Annotated in this window: 21 protein-coding genes; 7 read left to right on the top strand and 14 right to left on the bottom strand. The window is 65.0% G+C overall.

What is annotated here, in order from left to right; genetic code table 11:
• Positions 1 to 221 precede the first annotated feature (221 nt).
• The 4 genes from VW23_RS22330 to VW23_RS22315 are packed head-to-tail and all read left to right on the top strand — an operon-like array spanning position 222 to position 4,576.
• Positions 222 to 1,133, top strand: a complete 912-nt coding sequence (locus VW23_RS22330; RefSeq protein WP_176730461.1) for a 2-dehydro-3-deoxygalactonokinase — start codon at positions 222 to 224, stop codon at positions 1,131 to 1,133.
• On the top strand, positions 1,130 to 1,741 hold the full coding sequence (locus VW23_RS22325) for a 2-dehydro-3-deoxy-6-phosphogalactonate aldolase (protein WP_069911700.1): 612 nt from the start codon (positions 1,130 to 1,132) through the stop codon (positions 1,739 to 1,741). The genes VW23_RS22330 and VW23_RS22325 overlap by 4 nt, the downstream gene beginning before the upstream one ends.
• A complete protein-coding gene (locus VW23_RS22320) occupies positions 1,738 to 2,610 on the top strand; it encodes an SMP-30/gluconolactonase/LRE family protein (RefSeq protein ID WP_069911699.1) in 873 nt (290 codons plus the stop codon). Before VW23_RS22325 ends, VW23_RS22320 begins: the two co-directional genes overlap by 4 nt.
• A gap of 7 nt (positions 2,611 to 2,617) precedes the next feature.
• On the top strand, positions 2,618 to 4,576 hold the full coding sequence (locus VW23_RS22315) for a beta-galactosidase (protein WP_244513702.1): 1,959 nt from the start codon (positions 2,618 to 2,620) through the stop codon (positions 4,574 to 4,576).
• Here the strand turns inward: VW23_RS22315 and VW23_RS22310 are convergent.
• Positions 4,545 to 6,680 (bottom strand): ComEC/Rec2 family competence protein, encoded by a 2,136-nt coding sequence (locus VW23_RS22310; RefSeq protein ID WP_069911697.1) that lies wholly within the window; start codon positions 6,678 to 6,680, stop codon positions 4,545 to 4,547. The two genes, VW23_RS22315 and VW23_RS22310, sit on opposite strands and share 32 nt — an antisense overlap.
• A gap of 140 nt (positions 6,681 to 6,820) precedes the next feature.
• On the opposite strand from VW23_RS22310, the gene gltX reads away from it, so the two are divergent.
• Positions 6,821 to 8,236: a glutamate--tRNA ligase gene (gene gltX / locus VW23_RS22305; protein ID WP_069911696.1), complete on the top strand. Its 1,416-nt coding sequence runs from the start codon at positions 6,821 to 6,823 to the stop codon at positions 8,234 to 8,236.
• Positions 8,237 to 8,393: 157 nt separating this feature from the next.
• Positions 8,394 to 9,686: a citrate synthase gene (locus VW23_RS22300; RefSeq protein WP_069911695.1), complete on the top strand. Its 1,293-nt coding sequence runs from the start codon at positions 8,394 to 8,396 to the stop codon at positions 9,684 to 9,686.
• Here the strand turns inward: VW23_RS22300 and VW23_RS22295 are convergent.
• The 13 genes from VW23_RS22295 to rpsB all read right to left on the bottom strand — a co-directional run bounded on the left by VW23_RS22295 (position 9,662) and on the right by rpsB (position 22,539).
• On the bottom strand, positions 9,662 to 10,807 hold the full coding sequence (locus VW23_RS22295; protein WP_069911694.1) for a lipid-A-disaccharide synthase: 1,146 nt from the start codon (positions 10,805 to 10,807) through the stop codon (positions 9,662 to 9,664). The genes VW23_RS22300 and VW23_RS22295 overlap by 25 nt on opposite strands.
• Positions 10,800 to 11,621: a UDP-2,3-diacylglucosamine diphosphatase LpxI domain-containing protein gene (gene lpxI / locus VW23_RS22290; protein ID WP_069911693.1), complete on the bottom strand. Its 822-nt coding sequence runs from the start codon at positions 11,619 to 11,621 to the stop codon at positions 10,800 to 10,802. Before lpxI ends, VW23_RS22295 begins: the two co-directional genes overlap by 8 nt.
• The gene (gene lpxA, locus VW23_RS22285) at positions 11,618 to 12,427 is read right to left on the bottom strand and encodes an acyl-ACP--UDP-N-acetylglucosamine O-acyltransferase (protein WP_069911692.1); all 810 of its coding nucleotides are present in this window, start codon (positions 12,425 to 12,427) and stop codon (positions 11,618 to 11,620) included. The genes lpxI and lpxA overlap by 4 nt, the downstream gene beginning before the upstream one ends.
• Positions 12,424 to 12,861, bottom strand: a complete 438-nt coding sequence (gene fabZ, locus VW23_RS22280; protein ID WP_069911707.1) for a 3-hydroxyacyl-ACP dehydratase FabZ — start codon at positions 12,859 to 12,861, stop codon at positions 12,424 to 12,426. Before fabZ ends, lpxA begins: the two co-directional genes overlap by 4 nt.
• A gap of 47 nt (positions 12,862 to 12,908) precedes the next feature.
• A complete protein-coding gene (lpxD, locus tag VW23_RS22275) occupies positions 12,909 to 13,937 on the bottom strand; it encodes a UDP-3-O-(3-hydroxymyristoyl)glucosamine N-acyltransferase (protein ID WP_069911691.1) in 1,029 nt (342 codons plus the stop codon).
• Positions 13,938 to 14,033: 96 nt separating this feature from the next.
• Entirely contained in the window at positions 14,034 to 16,175 is a 2,142-nt protein-coding gene (gene bamA, locus VW23_RS22270; RefSeq protein WP_069911690.1) for an outer membrane protein assembly factor BamA, read from the bottom strand.
• 266 nt (positions 16,176 to 16,441) lie between these two features.
• Positions 16,442 to 17,575, bottom strand: coding sequence for an RIP metalloprotease RseP (gene rseP, locus VW23_RS22265; protein WP_069911689.1), 1,134 nt, complete (start codon positions 17,573 to 17,575; stop codon positions 16,442 to 16,444).
• Positions 17,576 to 17,659: 84 nt separating this feature from the next.
• Positions 17,660 to 18,547 (bottom strand): phosphatidate cytidylyltransferase, encoded by an 888-nt coding sequence (locus tag VW23_RS22260; protein WP_069911688.1) that lies wholly within the window; start codon positions 18,545 to 18,547, stop codon positions 17,660 to 17,662.
• Positions 18,544 to 19,305, bottom strand: coding sequence for an undecaprenyl pyrophosphate synthase (locus tag VW23_RS22255; protein WP_069911687.1), 762 nt, complete (start codon positions 19,303 to 19,305; stop codon positions 18,544 to 18,546). Before VW23_RS22255 ends, VW23_RS22260 begins: the two co-directional genes overlap by 4 nt.
• Before the next feature lie 36 nt (positions 19,306 to 19,341).
• A complete protein-coding gene (gene frr, locus VW23_RS22250) occupies positions 19,342 to 19,902 on the bottom strand; it encodes a ribosome recycling factor (protein ID WP_055881578.1) in 561 nt (186 codons plus the stop codon).
• 26 nt (positions 19,903 to 19,928) lie between these two features.
• A complete protein-coding gene (gene pyrH, locus VW23_RS22245; protein ID WP_055881581.1) occupies positions 19,929 to 20,642 on the bottom strand; it encodes a UMP kinase in 714 nt (237 codons plus the stop codon).
• 110 nt (positions 20,643 to 20,752) lie between these two features.
• Positions 20,753 to 21,679: a translation elongation factor Ts gene (gene tsf / locus VW23_RS22240; protein WP_069911686.1), complete on the bottom strand. Its 927-nt coding sequence runs from the start codon at positions 21,677 to 21,679 to the stop codon at positions 20,753 to 20,755.
• 74 nt (positions 21,680 to 21,753) lie between these two features.
• A complete protein-coding gene (gene rpsB, locus VW23_RS22235) occupies positions 21,754 to 22,539 on the bottom strand; it encodes a 30S ribosomal protein S2 (RefSeq protein WP_055881587.1) in 786 nt (261 codons plus the stop codon).
• Between the two features lie 302 nt (positions 22,540 to 22,841).
• Here rpsB and VW23_RS22230 point away from each other — a divergent pair.
• A partial coding sequence (locus VW23_RS22230; protein ID WP_141728450.1) for an FAD-binding oxidoreductase occupies positions 22,842 to 23,251 on the top strand: 410 nt, incomplete at its 3' end.

The raw sequence follows: 23,251 nt of genomic DNA, 5'->3' as shown, positions 1-23,251 counted from the left end.
CTTTTTCTTATGAAACCGAACCTGTGCGCCGATATTTGCACTAGGGCTGGGCCGGCAAAGACGTTACGGTCCGCGCCGCCACGGGAGGCCTCAGGCATCCTCGGGCAGCGCCGCCACGCAAATGGTTGCCGCGATCGTACCAGGAGAGTGGACAACCTTCCCGATCGCGCTTTAGCGGCATGGCGGTGCGCGGCAAACTTGCGAGCGCCAGGGAGAAGGTTTTGGCAGCAGAGGTCGAATGGGTCGCCGTTGATTGGGGCACCTCCAATCTGCGCGCATGGGGCATGGACGCCGCCGGCGAGATAACGTTTGCGCGCTCGTCGCCGGATGGCATGAGCCGTCTCAGCCGCGAGCAATACCCCGATGTGCTGACCTCGCTGCTCAGCGGTGTCGCCGAGAATGTCGAAGACGTGCTGATCTGCGGCATGGCAGGCGCCCGCCAGGGCTGGATCGAAGCCCCCTATCTCGACGCGCCGGCCGAGCTTGGTCGCCTCGCCCAGGGCGCCGTGGCGCCCGACATGCCCGGACCGCTCAACCCCCGAATTCTTCCCGGCGTCTGCCTGCGTGACCTCGGCGCCGAAGACGTCATGCGCGGCGAGGAAACCCAGTTGCTGGGCTTGTCCTCGCTCCTTCCCGGCTTCTCCGGTCTTGCAGTGATGCCCGGCACCCACAGCAAATGGGCATTGCTGTCCGGCACGAAGCTGGAGCGCTTCAGCAGCGCCATGACCGGCGAGATCTTCGAGCTGCTGCGCACCCACTCGGTGCTGCGCCATTCGCTCGGCGGCGAGCTCGAAGGTGAAGATCGCGAGCGCGGTTTTGAAGCCGGTCTCGACCAGGGCCTCGAACGTCCCGAGCGCCTGACCGCCACCCTGTTCAAGGTCCGCGCCGGCTCGCTGCTATCAGGACGCAGCGCACCATGGTGCGCCGGCTTCCTCTCGGGCCTGCTCATCGGCGCCGAAATCGGCGGCCAGCGTGACTGGATTGGCGAGGCCGAGATCCCGCTGGTCGGCAGCGTCGGCCTTTGCGGGCTCTACCAGATGGCCTTCGCCCGGCTCGGCGCCAGCACCCGCATCATCGACGCCACCGACGCCACCCTCGCCGGCCTGAAGGCCGCAAGACAGGCACAGACATGACCCACCGCCACATCATCGCGATCCTTCGCGGCATCACCCCACCTGAAACCCTCGAAGTCTGCGAGGCCCTGGTGCTCGCCGGCATCACCATGATCGAGGTGCCGCTCAACTCGCCCGAGGCGCTCCGCTCCATCGAGGATGCCGCCAAACTGTTCGAGGGCCGCGCGCTGATCGGTGCCGGCACCGTATTGAGCCGCGCCGACGTCGACGCCGTTGCCGATGCCGGCGGTCAGTTCGTCGTCTCACCCGACACCAATCCGGCAGTTATTGGGGCCACGATCGAGCGCGGCATGACCTCGTATCCGGGCGTGTTCTCGCCCACCGACGCCTTCACCGCCATCCGCTCGGGCGCTACCGGGCTGAAATTCTTCCCCGCCGAAGTGCTCGGCCCCAAAGGCATCAAGGCGATGAAGGCAGTGCTGCCGCCCGACATCCCGCTCTACGCCGTCGGCGGCGCCAACCCCGACAATTTCACGGAGTACTTCGCCGCCGGCTGCGCCGGTTTCGGCCTCGGCACCTACATTTTCAAACCCGGCATGTCCGCCGCGGATGTGGCATTGCGCGCCACCGCGGCCGTCGCTGCCTATGACCAGGGAAAATCGCGATGAATGCCAAGGCTGAGCTCTTTGTCGATAGCCGCTGCGAGCTGGGCGAAGGCCCGTTCTGGCACCCACTGCTCGAGCGCATGTTCTGGTTCGATATTCTCAATCAGACCATGCTGAGCGCTGGAACCGATGGCCACATCGTCGATCGGATCACCTTCAAGGACACGGTCAGCGCCGGTGCGGTGATCGACAAGGATAGCCTCGCCATCGCGCAGTCGGGGGCCCTGCTCCGCTACGACTTTTTGACCGACAGCACCTCGGTGATCGCCGAGATCGACGGCGACGTGCCGACCAATCGCACCAATGACAGCCGCGTCGACCGCACGGGCGGCTTCTGGATCGGCACCATGGGCCGCAAGGCCGAAGCCGGCGTCGGCGGCGTCTACCAGTACCGCGCCGGGCAGACGACCAAGGTGATCGAGAACATCCGCATCCCGAACTCGATCTGCTTTTCGCCCGACGGCCGCACCGCCTATTTCACCGATGCCGGCAAGGTGATCGTCAAATGCGCCACCGACCCGGAGACCGGCCTGCCGGTTGGACCGTGGGAGGACTTCTTCACCATGGAGGGCCCGGGTGGCGCCGATGGTTCGGTGGTCGATTCCGAAGGCTACCTGTGGAATGCCCGCTGGGGCGGCGGCAAGGTGATCCGCATCTCGCCCGACGGCAGGCTCGACCAGGTGGTCGAGGTGCCTGGGGTCAGCCAGGTGAGCTGCCCTGCCTTTGGCGGCAATGACCTCAAAACGCTCTACATCACCACGGCGCGCGAACACATGACGCCCGCAGACATCGAACGCGAGCCGCATGCCGGCAGCGTCTTCGCCGTGGCGCTCGATGTGCCCGGCATTGCCGAACCCTTCCTCAAGCTCTGAGTCTCACGTGTCTTTTCCTGCTGTCGGCGTCTGCTACTACCCCGAACACTGGCCCGTCGAATGGTGGGAGGATGACGCGCGCCGCATGGCGGAAGTCGGCATCCAGTATGTCCGCATCGGCGAGTTTGCCTGGTCAAAGCTCGAGCCGAGGCCGGGGGAGCTGAACTTCGACTGGCTGGTCGCCTCGATGGATGTGCTTGGCCGCCATGGGCTGAAGGTCATCGTCGGCACGCCCACCGCAACGCCGCCACGCTGGATGATCGACAAGTACCCGGACATGCTGGCGGTCGACCGCGAAGGCCGGCCGCGCGGCTTCGGTTCGCGCCGGCACTATGATTTCTCGCACCTCGGCTATCGCGAGGAATGCGCTCGCATCACCCGGCTCCTCGTCGAGAAGGTTGGCCGGCACCCGGCGCTTGCCGGCTGGCAGACCGATAACGAGTATGGCTGCCACGACACGGTGCACTCCTACTCGAAGGCCGCCGCTGTCGGCTTCCGTAATTGGCTGAAGCAAAAGTACGGCGAAATCGATGCACTGAACCTCGCCTGGGGCGCCGTGTTCTGGTCGATGGACTACAACAGCTTCGAGCAGATCGACCCGCCCAACCTCACCGTTACCGAGGCGGCGCCGGCGGCATGCCTCGATTTTCGCCGCTATTCCTCGGCGCAGGTCGCCGCCTTCAACGCTGTGCAGTACGACGTGATGAAGGCTGCCCGTCCGGACCTGCCGGTGATCCACAATTTCATGGGCCGCTTCACCGAGTTCGACCACTACGAAGTGGCCAAGACCCTCGATGTGGCGAGCTGGGACTCCTACCCGATCGGCCACCTCGCGGTTTCCAATGAGTCCGACGAAGTGAAAGCCGCCTATTTCCGCCAGGGCGAGCCGGACGCGCAGGGGCTGCAGCACGACATCTACCGTGCCGTCGGCCATGGCCGCTGGTGGATCATGGAGCAGCAGCCCGGTCCGGTGAACTGGGCCGAGTACAACCCCGATCCCCTGCCCGGCATGGCGCGGCTCTGGGCCTGGGAAGCCTTCGCTCATGGCGCCGAGGTGGTGTCCTACTTCCGCTGGCGGCAGGCGCCGTTCGCGCAGGAGCAGATGCATGCCGGACTGTTGCGTCCCGACAGCCAGCCGGCGCCGGCCTATCATGAGGCCAGGCAGGTCGCCGAGGAACTGAAGCGGCTCGGCATCGACGGCATAGCCAACAAGGGCCGCGTCGCCATCGTCTATGACTACCAGAGCGAATGGGCCTGGCGGATCCAGCCGCAGGCCAAGGGGTTCTCGCACCACCAGCACGTCCGTAACGTCTACGTGCCGCTCCGCAAGCGCGGTGTCGATGTCGATATCCTGCCGCCATCCACCACCGATTTCTCCGGCTACGACCTGGTGGTGATCCCAGCGCTGTTCGCCTGGAATGACCAGCTTCGCACCGCCATCGAGAATTTTGACGGCCACCTGCTGATCGGCCCGCGCACCGGCTCGAAGACCGAGAACTTCTCCATTCCTGCCGGCCTCGGCCCTGACCTGCCGCAGAACCTGCTCGACGCCAAAGTGGCGCGCGTCGACAGCACCGATCCGCGCCGCACAGTGTCGGTCAAGGGTGGCGGCGCCGTCGGCCACTGGCGCGAGCGGCTCGACACCCGAGCCGAGATCATCATCGAGGATGAAGAGGATTTCCCGGTGCTGGTGGCACAGGGAAAGCTCAACTACCTGGCCGCAAGCGGCGATCGTGCGTTGATGCAGCGGATCATCGATCACCTGCTCATCGAAGCCGATGTCCCGACCCTGAGCCTGCCCGCCGGGGTGCGCTGCCGAACCAGAGGTAAATGGCGCGTTTACTTTAATTACGGCGACACTGCGGCAAACCTGACCGTCGCATCGGACGAGAAGGGCTACGTGCTCGGCGGGGCGCAGATCGAAGCTGCTGGCGTTACGGTAGCATTGCTCGCCACGGCCGGCTGATTTGCGGAATAGCGGGGCGGATTTCGAAACCGCCCCGCGCCTCGTCCCAGCGCAGCCACTGCACCCCGCCACGCGCCAGCACGCTCGCATCGATTATGGCGCCAGCCGCACAGTTAGCCGGGACGGCTCGGCGCGCGATCAAGAGGTCGGCCAGTCCACAATCCTCGTAAAAGCCCGATGGGTCACGCACGATCGCCATAGTGAAGCCTCGGCTGCTGGCGCCGAAACACCCAACGCTGTCGCATTTGAGCAGAACCCCCGGGTCGATAGGCTCACCATAGGTTTCGCGCCATACATCGACGGCAAAACTTTCGGACTTGCCGGCGACAAGTTCGAGTCCGGCCTCTCCGCGCAGCGCTACAGCCTGCGTAGTGTCGGCGATCAGAACGTCAGGCGGACGGTCTTGCGCAAAGAGCAACACGACCGGTATCAGCAGCACCGGCGCGATCAATCTGTGCCAACTGGCAAAGAACGTGAACCAGGCAAGCGCCGCCAGGCCGAGCAGCAGTGCAACGGGCGCCAGCAACGGGCTTGCCTCAAGACCGATGCTCCAGCTGGCCACTAGCCCGCCCAAATCCAGCATGCGATCGATCGACCAGCCCATGACCGCAAGGAAGGGCTCCTCCCAGCCGAACGGCATGGCCAGAGTTGCCAGTACAGCGGCTGGCATCATTACGAAACCCACCAGCGGCATCGTGAACAGGTTGCCCAGCACACCGAGCGGCGCGGTCTGCTGGAAGTGGTAGACCGAGAACAACAGCGTCGCCGCGCCGGCGATCAGGCTGGTGAGCATGATGCCCCAGAGATAGCCACCGGTCCGCGCCAGCAGCGACGTCTGTCTGCCCTCCGGCGGTCGCATCAGCTCCCAGGCGCCGATCAGCGCCACCACGGCCGCGAAGGACAGCTGGAAGCTCGCTCGGAACACGCTTGCCGGATCGGTGGCGATGACGATCAGTGCCGCAATCGCGACGTTGCGCATGGTGAGCGCGCGCCGGCCGAACAGGACTGCCCCGAGCACCAATACCAGCATGATCGTCGAGCGCAGCGCCGCGACATTACCGCCGGAGATGGCAAAGTAGGCGAGCGCCGCCACGATAGCGCCGGCTGCCGCTGCCCGTTTGACCGAAACGAAACGGTGGATGCCACTCAGCAGCGCCAGCCCACCGCGCAGCGTCACCAGCACCAACCCCGCGACAATGGTCAGGTGCAAGCCGGAAACCGACAAGACATGCGCCAATCCCGCCGCCGCCATGGTCTCGCGCGCTTCGTCGGAGACGGCGCTTTGATCGCCGGTGATCAGCGCGCGTACGATACCGGCAGTCGGCTGCTTGAGGTCGGCGTCGACACGTGCGGCAATACCACGGCGAATCCCGTCGATCACCCGCTCTGGCGCCGAGCTGCTGCCGGTGGCAATGCGTTCGACTGTTCCCGTGGCATTGCCGTAGGCACCGATCCCGTCGAAGAAGGCCTGAAACTGGCCATCGAAGCCGTTTGGGACCACCGGGCCAGGCACGGCATAGAACCGCACAGGCGCCCGAATGATATCTCCTGGGGCGAGTGGAGGGCCATCGGCGATGACGATCCGGGCACGCCGCATCGGCACCGTCCGCGATGTCCCGGTCGCGGTGATCGACGAAACGATGGCCCGCGTCCCGCTCTCGAGCTCCGACACGATCTCATCGATGCGCATCTCATAGGTGCCGTAGGCCGGTCGGGCGAGCATTGTGGTGCCGAACAAAGCGGCGTGAATGGAGAGCAGCGAGACGCCGACCCAGAATGCGCCGACCAGGGTCAGGGTGCGGAAGACCGCCGTGTTGCCGCGAGCGAGAAAGAGCCCGATGGCGATGGCTGAGCCGATGAGCCCAAGCACCCACGGCTCGGGCTCGTTCGGCGCCACCAGGGAAATCACCAGGCCGGTGATAATGGCATAGGGCCAGAGCAGGAACAGCCGTCGGTGCTCGAGGGCCGTCGCAACGCCGCTGCGGAAGCCTTGCCAGGGCGTCAGGCGAGGCCGCAGGCTTGCCGGCAAAGGCGACGGCAACGCCGGTTCGGCACGCGCCGGAACCAGCCGCTCAGCCACCGCCTTGCCGACAGTCACCGTCATCCGCCGAGCCCCCGCTCCGCATGATCGCGGCAGGGATGCTAACCGGGCGGTGCCGCCATGCCAACTGCCGCGCTTGCGCTTCGGCCCCGGGGTGCTTACACACCGCCAAACGCCAATTCTCCGGGATGTTTCACCGACCCATGGCTACTCCAGTCGTCACCCGCTTCGCTCCCTCGCCCACCGGCTACCTCCATATCGGTGGAGCCCGCACGGCCCTGTTCAACTGGGCCTTCGCGCGCCACACCGGCGGCAAGATGCTGCTGCGCATCGAGGATACCGATCGCGAACGTTCGACCGAAGGCGCCGTCAAGGCGATCTTCGAGGGGCTGAAATGGCTGGGGCTGGATTGGGACGGCGAGCCGTTCATGCAGTTCTCCCGCGCGGCCCGGCACGCTGAGATCGCCAACGAGTTGCTGTCGCGTGGCCAGGCCTACTATTGCTACTGCTCGCCCGAGGAACTGGCCGAGATGCGCGAGACCGCCCGCGCCAACGGCCTGCCGCCGCGCTACAACGGCTACTGGCGCGACCGCGATCCGTCCGAGGCGCCGGCCGGCGTTGCCCCCGTCATCCGCATCAAGGCGCCGCAGTCCGGCGAGATTCGGGTAGAGGATCACGTCCAGGGCGAGGTCGTGTTCAAGGCCGAGAACCTCGACGACTTCATCATCCTGCGCTCGGACGGCACGCCGACCTACATGCTGGCCGTGGTGGTCGACGACCACGACATGGGCGTCACCCACATCATCCGCGGCGACGACCACCTGACCAATGCTGCCCGCCAGATCGTCATCTACAACGGCATGGGCTGGTCGGTGCCGGAGATGTCGCACATCCCGCTGATCCACGGGCCGGATGGCGCCAAGCTCTCGAAGCGCCACGGCGCGCTGGGCGTCGAAGCCTATCGGCAGCTCGGCTACCTGCCCGAAGCATTGCGCAACTACCTCGCCCGCCTCGGCTGGAGCCATGGCGACGAGGAACTGTTCTCGACCGCGCAGATGGTCGAGTGGTTCACCCTCGAGGCGCTCAACAAGGGCGCGGCACGCTTCGATTTCGTCAAGCTCGAGAACATCAACGGCCACTACATCCGCCAGGCGACGCCTGAGCGGCTCTATGAGGTGATGCTGGAGACGGCGACCGAGCTGAACCGGGTGTTCGACATGGATGGCCTTGCCGCCAACCACGACACCGTGCTCGCCGCCCTGCCCGAGCTGCAGCCGCGTGCCAAGACGGTGCTCGAGCTGATCGACCTGGCGCAGTTCATCTATGCTGTCCGACCGCTCGCCATCGATGCCTCGGCGGCCGACCAGCTGACGCCCGACGCCCGCGCCAATGTCGGCGCCTTTGCCGATATCCTGAAGGGGCTCAACGACTGGTCGGTGGAAGCCATAGATGCCGCCGCTCGCGCCTTCGCCGAGGCCCGCGGCCTGAAGCTCGGCAAGGTGGCGCAGCCGCTCCGCGCCGCGCTGACCGGACGCACGGTTTCGCCGGGCATTTTCGAGGTCATGGTGCTGATCGGGCGCGACGAAACGCTGGCCCGGCTCGGTGACCAGGCCAGCTGATGCGTATTGGGAAAAGTGATTAGGTCAGCGTTGTTCACCCACCTGTTGCAGTGCTGGGGTATATGAGTTACGCCAGCCGAACCTGCCTCTAAACGACCATACGGCCTGCCCGCTCCCACCTTCCGCGGGCCATTGAGGGCCATCAAGGAGTGCGAAGATGAGCGATACCGTCGCCAAACTCACCATCGGGGATCAGACTTTCGAGTTCCCGGTGCTTTCGGGCTCGGTTGGGCCGGATGTCATCGATATCCGCTCACTCTACGCCAAGACCGGCATGTTCACTTATGACCCGGGCTTCACCTCTACCGCCGCGACCGACAGCGCCATCACCTATATCGACGGCGACAAGGGCGAGCTGATGTATCGGGGCTACCCGATCGAGCAGCTGGCCGAGAAGTCGAACTACCTCGAGGTTTGCTACCTGCTGCTCTACGGCGAGCTGCCCAACAAGGTGCAGATGGCCGATTTCACCGACCGGGTGACCAGGCACACCATGGTGCACGAGCAGATGCACTATTTCTACCGCGGCTTCCGTCGCGATGCCCACCCGATGGCGATTGTCTGCGGCGTCGTCGGCGCCATGGCGGCATTCTACCATGACTCGACCGACATCAACGACGCCATGCAGCGCGAGATCGCCTCGGTCCGCATGATCGCCAAGATCCCGACGATCGTCGCCATGGCCTACAAGTACTCGGTCGGCCAGCCCTTCGTGTACCCGCGCAACGACCTCGACTATGCCTCGAATTTCCTGCGCATGTGCTTCTCGGTTCCGGCCGAGGATTTTGTGGTGAACCCGGTCGTGGCGCGCGCCATGGACCTGATCTTCACCCTCCACGCCGATCACGAGCAGAACGCCTCGACCTCGACGGTGCGTCTTGCCGGCTCGTCCGACGCCAATCCGTTCGCCTGCATCGCGGCGGGCGTTGCCTGCCTTTGGGGCCCCGCACATGGCGGCGCCAACGAGGCGGCGCTCAACATGCTGAAACAGATCGGCACCGTCGATCGCATCCCGGAGTTCATCGCCAAGGCCAAGGACAAGAACTCGGGCTTCCGCCTGATGGGCTTTGGTCACCGCGTCTACAAGAACTACGATCCGCGCGCCAAGGTGATGCAGCAGGCCGCCAACGAGGTGCTGGCCCAGCTCGGCGCCGACAACCTGTCGCCGACCCTGCAGGTGGCCAAGGAGCTCGAAAAGATCGCGCTCTCCGACCAGTACTTCATCGATCGCAAGCTCTACCCGAACGTCGATTTCTATTCGGGCATCATCCTCGACGCGATCGGCTTCCCGACCTCGATGTTCACCGCCATCTTCGCGCTCAGCCGCACCGTCGGCTGGATCGCGCAGTGGAAGGAAATGATCGGCGACCCGCAGAAGAAGATCGGCCGCCCGCGCCAGCTCTACAACGGCTCGCCGGTTCGCGACTACGAGCCGATCAGCGGCCGCTGATCGGCATAGGCCAGCACCCGCTCGGCGGGATCGACAAGGGGCGCCTCGGGCGCCCCTTTCTGCATCAGAGCCCTGAGCTCATGGAAGGCGGCGACCTGCGTGCCGACCGCCTCCGGATCATCCAGCAGCGCGCCGAGCGGCGCCAGTGAGCGCTCGGCTCTAGGGTCGACGAATTGCAGCTCCGGCACCACCTCACGGCCGAGGATGATGTTGGGCAGCGCGATCCGCACCGGACGGCCGATACTGGCGGCGCGCTTCGCCTGCTGCGCATCGGCGACATAGGTGACGACCATGGGCACGCCCGACATGGCGAGCTCGAAGCTGATCGTGCCGCTCACCGCAAAGGCGGCATAAGCGGCCGCAAAGGCGGCACTGCGGTCCTCGCCGGCGACGACCTCAACCCGCATTGGCCACGTCGCGACCTCGGCCCTGAGGCGATCAGCCAGCGATGACAGGGTCGGGACGATGAAGCCGGTAATGCGCGGGTGGGCCTGCAGCAGCGTTGCCGCTTCGCGCATCAGCGGCAGATGCCGGCGCAGTTCGCCCTCGCGGCTGCCCGGCAACAGCAGCAGCGGGCCGCGTTCCGGCTGCACCGGCCGCATCGGGAAGCGCGCGAGTGCGGGATGGCCGACATAGCTGGTCGGCGGGCCACCTAGCTCCGTCATTACCTTCGGTTCGAACGGAAGGACCGCCAGCACCTCGTCGAACAGCGGCTTAAGTTTGGCGGCCCGCTCCGGTCGCCAGGCCCACACGCTGGGGGCGACGTAGAGCAGCATCGGCACGCGCTCCCCGGCGCGGCGCACACGTTTCGCCACCGCCTCCACGAACACCTGCGAGTCGATCAGGACGACCACATCCGGGCGCTGCCTGATGATGGCGTTCGCCGTCTGCCGCACCCGCCAAAGCAGCAGCGGCAACCGGCGCAGCACGTCGCTCCAGCCCATCACGGAGAGGTTCTCCATGGGAAACAGGCTCGTCAGCCCCTCCGCCTCCAGCTCCGGCCCGCCTACGCCACTGAGGGAGAGCGGCGTCCGGCGCTGGAGCCTTTGGACCAGGTCCGCGCCGATACGATCGCCAGAGGCTTCTCCAGCCAGGACAAACAGGCGCAGCGGCTCAGCCATCGACGCCGAGGCCGATGACCGCGATGCCGTACCGGTCGGCTGCGGCGGCAAGGGCTGGCCGGTCGAGTACCAGCGACCTGCCCGCTTCGACGGCAATTACGCCAATCCCGGCAGCCGCGGCGTTCGTGACGGTGTCGGGGCCGATCGCCGGCAGATCGACATAGAGCGGCTGCTGCGGCTTGGCGGCTTTGGCCAGGACGAGCGGTCCTGTTCCGTCGCCGATCCGACCCAGGGCGCGATGCGCCGCGACGCGTGCAAGCAACTCGTCGGTGCCGCCGACATCCTCGGCGGCCACGACGCGTTGCCCCGCGACCACCACGGCCTGCCCGAGATCGAGCCGGCCAATATCCCGCGCCGCGGCCAGTCCGAGGCTCGCCGCAGCCAGTTCAGCCTCCGTCGGGGCCCGGCCGGCAATACTCCCGCTCGTGGCCATCAGATCGGCCGCAATCTCATGCACGCCGATCACTCTGGCCCCGGAAAACTTCTCGATGGCGGCGGTGATCGCCGACAGGGCGGCATCGCCCTGAGACGCCTGGGGCGAACCGCCGGCAAAGCCGGCGAGCGACTCGCGATGACGATCGGAAATCGTCAGACCACCGGCCAGGACGACATGCGTCGTCCTGAAAGCGGCGATGGCCGCAATGGCACCGCCTGGATTGGAAAGATCGCCGGTAACTAACGTGGCGCCCGGGCGGTCAGGCTGCGGTGCAAAGCCAACCACCTGCACGGCATCGCCAGCCGCCAGCGCAGCCCCCACCACATGGGAGACCAGGGCTCCCGATCCGGCAAGGACAGAGAGCCGGCGAGGCATCATTCCTCGCCCGGCACGTTGATTGGCAGGTTGCCCGGCAGCGTCAACGGGCGCTCCGCCGCGACGACGAACTTCACCACGTCCTGCACCAGCACCTCGTCCGGGAACATGGCCGAGGCATCGTCAACGCGCTCACGCAGCGTGCCTTCGCTGGCAAAGATCATCCGGTAGGCCGTGCGCAGCCGATGGATCGCCTCGCGATCGAAGCCGCGACGCTTGAGCCCGACAATGTTGACGCCCGACAGCGCCGCCGGGTTGCCCAGCACGGTGCCATAAGGAATCACGTCCTTTTCGACCTTGGTCATCCCGCCGATGAAGGCGTGTGCACCGATATGGACGAACTGGGCCGAGCCCGAGTGTCCGCTCATGATGACGTAGTCGTCGATCGTGCAGTGGCCGGCGATGCCGGTGTTGTTGGAGAGAACGATGTGATCGCCCAGGATGCAATCGTGGCCGATATGCACGCCGATCATCAGCAGGCAGTGGTTGCCGATAGCCGTCTTCATCCCGCCGCCGGCCGTGCCGGGGTTGATGGTGACGTGCTCACGGATGACGCAGTCGGTGCCGATCGAGAGCGTCGATGGTTCGCCGGCATATTTGAGATCCTGCGGGCGATGTCCGACCGAGGCGAACGGAAACACCACCGTGTGCGCACCCACGCTGGTGCGGCCGGTGACCACGGCATGCGAGATCAGCTCGACGCCGTCGCCCAGCGTCACGTCGCTTCCCACCACACAGAACGGCCCCACTTTGACGCCGGCGCCGATCCTGGCGCCAGGTTCAATGATCGCAGAAGGGTGGATGGTCATTGCTGGCTAGGGCTCACCATGGCGCCAACCTCGGCTTCGGCAATAACAACGCCGTCAACGATCGCCTTGGCCTCGAACCAGCCCATGGTCATCCGGCGGCGCAGCTTCTTGATGTGATACTCGATCCGATCGCCCGGCCGCGCCGGCTTGCGGAACTTGCACTTGTCGATCGTCAGCAGGTAGACGATGTGCTTCTCGCCCCCGGCGGCGCCGGCAGCGATCGCCATCGCACCGGCCGTCTGCGCCATGCCTTCGATGATCAGCACGCCCGGAAACACCGGCTCGCCCGGGAAGTGCCCCTGGAAGATCGGCTCATTGAACGTCACGTTCTTGATGCCGATGCCCGAGTTGTCGCCATCGACCTCGATGATCCGGTCGATCAGCAGGAACGGGTAGCGATGGGGGAGAACCGAAAGGATCTGGCCGATATCCATCGACGAGAGTTCCTTGGTCTCGCTCGGTGGCGCCTCGTTCGTAACCGTCACTCTCGTCCCCTTTTGTTCAGTCGCCGCAACATCGCTATCTCGCGCTGCCAGGCTTTCAGGTCCTGTGCGGGATAACCGCCAACTCTTACGCCCGCCGGCACGTCCTTGGTGACGAGGCACCGGGCCGACAATATGCTGCCGTTACCGATCCGCAAATGTCCTGCGGTCCCGGCTCCGCCGCCGACCAGTACGTTATCGCCGATGATCGTGCCGCCGCCGATACCGCAGGTACCAGCGATGAGGCAATAGCGCCCGATGCGCGAGTTGTGGCCAATCTGCACGAGATTGTCGATCTTACTGCCCTCGCCGATCACCGTGTCACCCAAAGCGCCGCGATCGATGGTCGAATTGGCGCCGATCTCCACACCATCCTGCACGATGACGCGGCCCAGTTGCGGGATCTTGCGGTTGGAGCGCCCCTGCCCCAGCCAGCCGAATCCCTCGCTGCCGATCCGCACGCCGGCATGCAGCACGACGTTGTTGCCCAGGTACGCGCACTCGATCGAGACATTGGAGGCGATCACTGCGTTCCGGCCGATGGTCACGCCGCGGCCGATCACCGTATTGGGCCCGATAATGGTGTTGCGCCCGATCTCGACGCCAGGACCGATCACCACATTGGTGCCGATCCGCACCCCCTCTTCGATGAAGGGCGCCGAGCCGCCAGGCTCGAACAGTCCCGATGCGATTCCTCGGGTACCGAGCGGATAGAGCCGCTCCAGGAGATCGACGAACAACTCGTGCGGTCGCTCATCGATGATGGGCACTACCCTCGAGGGCACATCGGTGAGAAATTTTGGGTGGACGATCACCGCGCCGGCGCCGGTCTCGGCAAGCGCCGCGCGGTACTCGGCCTGTGCCGCGAGGGCTAGGTGCTCAGGTCCCGCGAGAGAGAGTTCCTCGGCGCCGCTGATCACCAGTTCGGCTGCCCGCCGCTCGTCGACATCGACTTTCCGGCCCAGCGTCGACAGCACGACACCAAGCGAAATCGGTCCCGACGAGGAATGGAAGCGCGTATCGACCATGGCTGTCATTACACAACAAAGAGGCCGCGGGGCAACCGCGCCGCGGCCTCGATAACCAGAAGGAAGGCCGGCGAAGCCGCCGGCCGACCGATTAGATTACAGCAGCTGCTGCAGCGTCAGCGAGAAGACCTGGGTCTTGTCGTCTGTCGCCTTGTTCAGCACGTGGGCGAAGTCGCCACGCAGCGGACCGAACGGGCTGTCCCAGATGATCGAGGCGCCGACCGACGACTTGAAGTTCTGGTCGATACTGCCCCCGTCGACGGCGCCCATGCCGCTGAGTGCACCATTGCCATCGATCAGGGCGGCATCAGCCCACACCGCACCGCGGACACCGTAGGTCTCCGGCAGGACCGGGATCGGGAACTCGATCTCGGCCGAAGCTGCCACGTAGCCAGTGTAGCCAAGCAGTTCCTGCGAGCTGTTGAGACGCGGCCCCATGCCGCCACTCTGGAAGCCGCGAACGATGGAACCAGCGCTGCGGAAGGCTTCCAGCGGGCTCACCGTGCCGCCATCGAGAGCAGCAATGTAGCCGGCCTGCGCCTTCACGCTACCGATGACATTCCAGTCCGACAGCAGCGGCATGAAGTAGCGCGCCTTCGCTTCGGTCTTCAGCAGGTTGTAGTCCCAGCCGATATACTGCTGCGAGAAGGTCGCGTAGATGCCCTCGCTCGGATGCTTGGTTTCGTCCAGAGTGTTGTACGCTAGGGAATAGCCGACCCATGCCTTGTTGAAGGTATTCTCGAAATCAACGACGTGGCCCGGGTTGAACACGTCCGTGAACGGCGCCTCGTGATCCTTCAGCACCTTCTGCTCGAGACCCGTGAAGATCGACGCGCTCAGGTCCGTAGTGATCGGCGCACCGAACCGAATCTGCCCACCGGTTGCGGTCGTGCCATAGGTGTTCTTGTCGGTCTCTTCGGTGATGCGGTGATAGACATCCACACCCGACGACATCCGCAGGCCCATGAAGCGGGGCTCGGTGAACGAGAAGTCGTAGCTCTGCCCGGATTCCGACGCACTCACTGCAGCGCGGACATACTGGCCACGACCGAGGAAGTTGCGCTCGGTGACCGAAACTTCACCCAGCAGGCCTGCGCTCGAGTCGAAGCCCGCGGTCAGGCCGTAGTCACCGGTCGACTGCTCCTCGACGGTGATGTTGATCACCACCTTGTCGGGCGCACTGCCGGCCTGCATGTCGAAGCCAACCGTCTTGAAGAAGCCGAGCCCCTCGATACGGGTCTTGCCGCGCTGCACCATTGAACGGTTGAAGGGGTCGCCTTCGCCAAAGTCCAGCTCGCGACGGATAACGGCGTCGCGGGTCTTGGTGTTGCCACTGATGTTGATGCGCTCGACATAGATGCGGGCGCCCTCATCCACCAGGTAAGTGACGTTGAACGTGCTGTTGGCCACGTCGCGATCGACGCGCGGACGGACATCGGCAAAGGCGTAGCCCTGCGCGGTCGCCTCGAAGGCCAGGTCTTCCTGCGACTTCTGCAGGTCGGCCAGAGAATAGGTGCCGCCCTTGCCGGTGCGGATCGCACCGGTCATGGCGTCGGGGTTGAGGCCCGGGATCGAGGTTTCGACACCGACCTGGCCGAAGCGATAGCGCTCGCCCTCGGAGATGGTGAAGTTCACGAAATACGCATTGCGCGAGGCGTCGTACTCGCCGACGGCCGACGTCACCTGCGCATCCGGGTAACCGTGGTTCATGTAGTAGAGCTCGATCAGCCCACGGTCGATCGTCAGCAGGTCTTCGCTATAGGTGTCGTCGCGGAACAGCCAGCTCAACAGGCTCGTCTCGTGGGTCCGGATGATGGACTTGAGCGTGCCCGAACCGATCGAGTTGTTGCCGGTGAAGTTGATGGCGGCGATGCCGGTGCGCTGCCCTTCGTTGACCACGAAGGTGACGCGCGCGCGGCCGCTTTCGGACTGCTCGACCCGCGGCGTAACCGTCACGCCCATGTAGCCCTTGCCGACATAGGCGAGGCGGATCGACTCGGCGTCGGCGGCGAGGCCTGCCTGCGAGAACCTCCCCTGCTCTGCAACGTTAACCATCGCGAGCAGCTGGGCGTCGGAGAAGCCGCTATTGCCTTCGAACAGCACAGCCGAGATGAGCTGTTGCTCCTGAGCCTGGGCCGCATCGACCCCGATCAATGTACCGCTGATGCCTGCGAGCGGCGCTGCCACGAGGGCGAGCGCTACAAAGATACCGCGCATCAGCTTTTTCGGGTTCGTCATGATTCTTGTTGCCTCGTGCGACCTACGCTGGGAATCGCCATGCACAGCGTCCCCAGCTAACTCCATCAAAAGCTTTTACTGGAATTTTAACCACGGACAAGCCGCGACGGGCTTCGAGGTTAGCGAATGATTGGCCCTCGTGCATTCCTGCAACACCTGGAAAACTAAGCTTATCCAAGGGTTAACGGGAATGTAGGGGCAATCGAGCAAATGCGTCGGAGCCGCGGCAACAATGTGGCCATAGCGCCTTCGTCGCGACTCCACCCTCAGCCGAGGCTGCGGAAGTAGCTCAGGATGGTGTCGTTGAACGTGGTGAAGACCATCAGGGTGAACACGACCGCAAGGCCGAAGCGATTTCCGATGTCCTGAACCCTCTGGCTGAGGGGCTTCCCGCGCGCCGCTTCTGCCAGGTAGTAGACCAGATGGCCCCCATCGAGCACCGGGATCGGCAAGAGGTTGAAAATGCCGATGTTCAGCGACAGCAGCGCCATCAGGTTGATCAGCGCGACGATCCCGAGGCTGGCGACCTCGCCGGAAACCTTGGCGACCTTCACCGGGCCGCCGAGCTGCTCGATATCACCGCGACCGACGAAGAAATCCCCGAGGAACGCTACCGTGCGATCGATGATGAAGCGGACCTCCTCGAAGGTCATGCCGATCGCCTCGACGGGATTGGGCCGATAGAGCGCCACCTCGGCCTGGTCGATGTTCTTGGTGACGCCAAGCCGGCCGATGCGGTGCGAGTTGCCGAACCGGTCGGTGGTCGACACCGCCTGCGGCACCGCAGTCACGGTCTCGGTCTGCCCGGCGCGATCAAAGGTGATGGTGACCTGCCGCTCCGGCGCAGTGGCGATCAGCCGCTGGAAATCCTCGAAGCCGCGCACCGCATAGCCATCGACCGAAAGGATGCGGTCACCTTCGGCAAGACCCGCCTGCCCGGCGACCGATTCCACCGGCACGGTGTCGAGCACCGCCGGAATGGTGTAGCGGCCATAGCCGAGCAGCAGCGCGTAAAGCACCAGCAGCGTGAAGATGATGTTCGCCACCGGTCCGGCGACCACCACGGCGATACGCTGCCAGACGTTCTTGTTGACGAACAGCTGCTGGCTCAATTCGGGGCCGGCGCGCTCGATGAAATCTTCATCCGGCGTGCTGGCGGCATTCATGTCGCCGACGAAGCGGACATAGCCCCCCAGCGGGATCGCCGAGATTTTCCAGCGCGTACCGCGCTTGTCATTGAAGCCGATGAGTTCAGGGCCAAAGCCGATGGAGAAGGCCTGGATGGCGATGCCGTTCCAGCGCGCCACCAGATAGTGCCCCATCTCGTGCACGAACACGATGATGGTGAGCACCACGAGGAACGGCACCACGAAGGAAAGCAGCCAGAAAACAAAGTCCATGTCGTCGGTTCCGAACGCCCCGCAGCTGCTGAGAAGCTAGAGGCTGAATGCGTTTAGATTACGATATGGCGACGTGTCGCCGCGTCACCAAAACAGGAAACCGGACGCTACCGCGTCCATGCCGGTATGTAGGAAACCGACTGCACAAAGGAAGATCGAACTGAGCGTCAGGCTGTCGAGCCGGTCCATCAGGCCGCCATGCCCGGGAATGATGTCGCCGGAATCCTTTATCCGGAAACGCCGCTTGATGGCGCTCTCGGCCAGATCGCCCACCTGCCCCAGAATGCTGAGGGCGGCACACAGCGCGAGGCCGACCCACCATGGCGATTGCGGCACCACCAGCAGCCACACCACCAGCCCGACCAGCGTGCCCAGCGCAAAGCCGCCAATCGCCCCCGACCAGGTTTTCGAGGGCGAGATATCCGGCGCCAGCTTTTCGCCGCCCACCTGACGCCCGGTGAAATAGGCACCGGTATCGGTCGCCCAAACCACGCAGCCGAGCAGCAGGCCGGCCCAGAGCCCGCTGTCGAACGCCCCAGGCTGGTTCCAGGTGGCTTCGCCACGAACCAGCAGCAAAGCGATGATGACGATGCCGTAGAACACCACGCCGCCGATACGCCAGAGGCGGGTGCCCGCGCTACCGAACCCGGCAACCACGGCAGCAGCCGCCACGGCGGCAAGCGATGCCAGCGATCCGAGCGCCGGATAGATCAGCGCGGCAATGACCAGCAGGCCAATCAGCGCGCCACCGACCGTGGTCAGCGGCTTCAGCGTCACCATCCGCTCCCACTCGCGATAGCAGCCGGCGAACACCACAGCGACAAGCGCTGCGAAGACATAGGAGCCGAAATAGAGGCCCACGCCGGCCATGACGAGCAGGACGATTGCCGAAGCGAAACGGGGACCGAGGTCCGTCCAGGACCGGCGGGCAAGCGGGTTGAACTGGGGACGCTGGTCCTCCGGTGCGCTCACTGGCTCCTCGACTCGATCCCGCCAAAGCGTCGGCTGCGCGAGGAATATTCATCGAGTGCCTTGAGGAAGACCTGCTCGCCGAAATCCGGCCAGTTCTCCTCGACGAACACCAGCTCGGAGTAAGCCCCCTGCCAGAGCAGGAAGTTCGAGACCCGCTGCTCGCCGCTGGTGCGGATGATCAGGTCCGGATCCGGCGTGCCGGAGGTGTAGAGCGCCCTCGTGATGGTCTCTTCGGTGATGTCCTCGACGCGCAGCTTACCCGAGGCCACTGCCTTGGCGATCGCTTTGGTCGCTTCGGTGAGCTCGGATTTGCCGCCATAGTTGAAGGCGACGATCAGCTCGAGCCCGGTATTGCGCGCGGTCTTGGACTGCACCTCCTCGATCAGCCGCTTCAGCGCCTCATCGAGGCCCGTGCGGGTCCCGATGATCCGCACCCGGACATTGTTCTGGATGAGCGTCGCCAGATCCGAGGCGACGAACCGGTGCAGCAGCCCGAAGATGAAGTTCACCTCATCGCGCGGCCGACTCCAGTTCTCCGATGAAAAGCTGAACACCGTCAGGTGCTTGATGCCGTAGCGGATGGACAGGTCGACCAGCCGGCGGAGCGCCTTGACGCCCTCGACGTGCCCCTCGGTCCGCACCTTGCCACGCGCCTTCGCCCAGCGCCCATTGCCATCCATGATGACCGCCAGGTGGGCGGGAATCTTGAGGCCAGGCTTCTCGTTGAGCGTCGTGGCAACGGCAGTTTCGGCGGACATGGACGCCCTCCAGGGGCAGCGCGTTACAGGCCTATACTAGACCTGCATGATTTCCTGTTCCTTGACGGCCAGCACGTTGTCGATATCGGCCACGGCGGCGTCGGTCGCCTGCTGCACCTGATCGCCCAACTTGCGGCTGTCGTCCTGGCTCAGGTCGCCGTCCTTCTCCAGCTTCTTGAGCAGGTCCATGCCGTCACGACGGATGTGGCGAACGGCGACGCGCGCCTGCTCGGCATAATTATGCGCAACCTTGGTCAAGTCGCGGCGGCGCTCTTCATTGAGTTCCGGCAGCGGCACGCGGATCACCACGCCCTCAGCGGCCGGGTTGAGCCCGAGGCCTGAGTTGCGGATGGCCTTCTCCACGGCACCGGCGAGGGTGCGATCCCACACCTGCACGCTGAGCATGCGGGCTTCCGGCACGGTGACCGTCGCCACCTGGTTGAGCGGCATGCGGCCGCCATAGGCTTCGACCGTTACCGGCTCCAGCAGGCTGGCGCTTGCGCGTCCGGTCCTGAGGCCAGCCAGTTCGTCCCTGAGCGAGACGATCGACTTCTGCATCCGGTCCTTGAGTGCGGGCAGCGAGAATGCCTCGGCCATGGTAAAACTCCTTGATATCCCGCGCCTTAGCCGACGCGTGTACTCCTTGCCCGGCCGGCCAGGACGCCTTTGAGGCCTTCCTTGTCGTCGAGCGCGTAAACAATTATCGGCAAGCCGTTGTCGCGGGCAAGCGCGAAGGCCGCCGTATCCATGACGCGCAGGTCTTTGGCGATCACTTCTTCATGGCTGATCGTCTCGAAGCGCAGCGCCTTGGGGTTCTTCTTGGGGTCCTCGGAATAGACCCCATCCACCTTGGTGCCCTTGAGCAGTACGTCGCACCTGAGCTCGATCGCCTTGAGCGCCGCCGCCGTATCGGTGGTGAAAAACGGGCTGCCGGTGCCGCCGGCGCACACCACCACATAGCCATCGGCCAGCGCCAGGTTGGCGTCGCGGGCGGTGAACGTATCGGCCACCGTCTCCATCGGCACGTTCGAATAGACTTTGACTTTCAGGCCCTTCTGCTCGATGGCATCGCCCAGCGCCAGCGAGTTGATCACCGTGCCCAGCATGCCCATCAGGTCACTGGTCACCCGGTCGCCACCCTTGGCGGCCACGGCCATGCCGCGGAAGATATTGCCCGCACCGATGACGATCGCCACCTGGACGCCGCTTTTGGCGACTTCCGCGATCTGGTCAGCCATGGCGTGGAGGAATTTCGGCTCGATGCCGAAGGACTGGTCGCCGGCAAGCACTTCGCCGGAGACTTTCAGCAGAATCCGTTTGTAGGCGGATTTGGCCATTCGTCAGTCTCCCGAGGTGCACAACAATGCCCGAATCTAGGGGCGTCGCAGGCGGTTATGGCATATTCGGACGGGCTGTTGACCAGCCCGTCCGAAACTTATCCCGGGTCTTACTTCACGCCGGCAGTGGCAGCGACTTCGGCAGCGAAGTCGGTCTCTTCCTTGGCGATGCCTTCGCCCAGCGCATAGGCGACGAAGCCCGTCACCTTGATCGGAGCGCCGACATCCTTCTCGGCATTCTTGACCACGTCGGCGATCTTGGTCTCGCCGTCGATCACGAACACCTGCGAAAGCAGCGTCACTTCCTCGTAGAACTTGCGCACACGGCCTTCGATCATCTTCTCGATGACGGCCTCCGGCTTGCCCGATTCCCGGGCCTGCTCGGTGAAGATGGCGCGCTCGCGGGCCACCACGTCCTGGTCGATGTCGTCGGGCGACACGCTCAGCGGCTTGGTGTTGGCGATGTGCATGGCGAGCTGCTTGCCCAGGGCATTCAGCGCTGCCTTGTCACCGGTCGACTCGAGCCCGACGATCACGCCGAGCTTGCCGAGGCCAGGCGCCACGGAATTGTGCACATACGAGCCGATCACGCCGTCCTTGACGGTGAGCGTGCCGGTACGGCGCAGGTTCATGTTCTCGCCGATCTTGGCGATCGCGTCGGTCAGCTCGGCCGAAGCGGAGCGGCCCGAACCCGGATACGGCATCTCGCTGAGCTTGCTCACGTCGCCATCGGCGTCGAGGGCCAGCTTGGCAATGTTGCCGACGATCTGCTGGAACTGGTCGTTGCGGGCGACGAAGTCCGTCTCGGAGTTCACTTCGACGATCGCGCCACGGGTGCCGTTGAGCGACACGCCGACCAGACCTTCAGCCGCGACGCGGCCGGCCTTCTTGGCGGCCTTGGCCAGTCCACGGGTGCGCAGCCAATCGACTGCCGCTTCCATGTCGCCACCGGTCTCCTCGAGGGCCTTCTTGCAGTCCATCATCCCCACGCCGGTCAGTTCGCGGAGCTCTTTAACCTGCTGAGCGGAAACAGCCATTTGATATCACCTTTCCGCGGCCCCTTGCCCGGAGCCGCGCCATTGTTCGAATGCGTAACCCGGAGCGAACCGGATTAGTTGGCGGCAGACGACGTATCGGCGTCTTCGGCGCTGAGCGCCGGCTCTTCCGGAGCCTCGGCGGCAGCACCGAGATCGGCGCCGCGGCCGGCAGCCGAACGGCCGATGCCGTCGATGGCCGCACGCGATACCAGCGAGCAGTAGAGCTCGAGGGCGCGAGCCGCGTCGTCATTGCCCGGAATGGCGAAATCGACGGTGTCGGGATCCGAGTTCGAGTCGACGATGGCGATCACCGGGATGCCAAGGCGCTTGGCTTCCTTGATGGCGTTCGCTTCCTTGTTGGTGTCGATCACGAACAGCAGGTTCGGCAAGTTACCCATGTCCTTGATGCCGCCGAGGTCGCGCTCGAGGCGCTCCTGCTCACGGCTGAGGAGCAGCAGCTCCTTCTTGGTCAGGCCATGGCCGCCATCGGCCTGCTGGGCCTCGAGCTCGCGGAGACGGGCGATCGAGTTCGAAATGGTCTGCCAGTTGGTCAGCGTGCCGCCGAGCCAGCGCGAGTTGACATAGTACTGGGCGGACTGGCGGGCAGCCTCAGCCACCACCGGAGCGGCCTGGCGCTTGGTGCCGACGAACAGCACGCGACCACCGTCAGCGACGGTGTCCGAGATCAGCTGCAGCGCGCGCTGCAGGGCCGGAACGGTCTGGCTGAGGTCGAGAATGTGGATGTCGTTACGGACGCCGAAAATGTGGCGTTCCATCTTCGGGTTCCAGCGGTGCTTCTGGTGGCCGAAGTGAACACCTGCTTCGAGCAGCTGACGCATAGAAAAATCGGGCAATGCCATGGAAGGCTTCCTTTACCGGTTATTGCCTCCGCGAGCGTTTGCGACGGGATGTCTCGCCACCGGTTGGAGCCATCGGCCTAAGTGCCGCGGCGCCGCGCTTCGCGTGTGAATTACGCCCGGTTGTCCGGACGCGTCGCGCATATAGGGGGTTTTGCTGTCATAGGCAAGGGTCGCGCAACGCACCTGACGGGCAGCTCTCGACGCCCCCTGCCCTTCGGCGCTAGGTTGCCCGCCTCCGTGCCGATCGCTTCGATGGCCACGCGGCCCAGAGGCCCGGCGTCACTACTCGATGAGGGTTTGGCATGGCCTTGCTTACCGAACAAGCATTCGAACCGCTGCGCGCCGGGTTTGCGGGCGAGATCGTGACGCCGCAAAGCGCGTCCTTCGGCGATGCCCGAACCGTCTTCAACGCCATGATCGACCACAGGCCCGCGGCGCTCGCGCAATGCGAAACGGCCGAGGATGTGGTGGCGGCGCTGGCTTTTGCGCAACGCCACGGCCTCGAGGTCGCTGTGCGGGGCGGCGGGCACAGCGTCGCCGGCAAAGGCAGCGTCGACGGCGGCCTGGTGATCGACCTCAGGCGAATGAACGCCGTTTCGGTTGCCCCGGACCGCAGGACGGCGCGGGTCGGTGGTGGCGCTACCATGAGCCATCTCGATCGTGGCACCCAACCGCATGGGCTGGCGACAACCGGCGGGCGGGTCTCGACGAC

The sequence above is a fragment of the Devosia insulae DS-56 genome (genome assembly GCF_000970465.2).
In the GTDB taxonomy this organism is placed as follows: domain Bacteria; phylum Pseudomonadota; class Alphaproteobacteria; order Rhizobiales; family Devosiaceae; genus Devosia_A; species Devosia_A insulae.
This window is presented reverse-complemented; position numbering and strand designations above follow the sequence as displayed.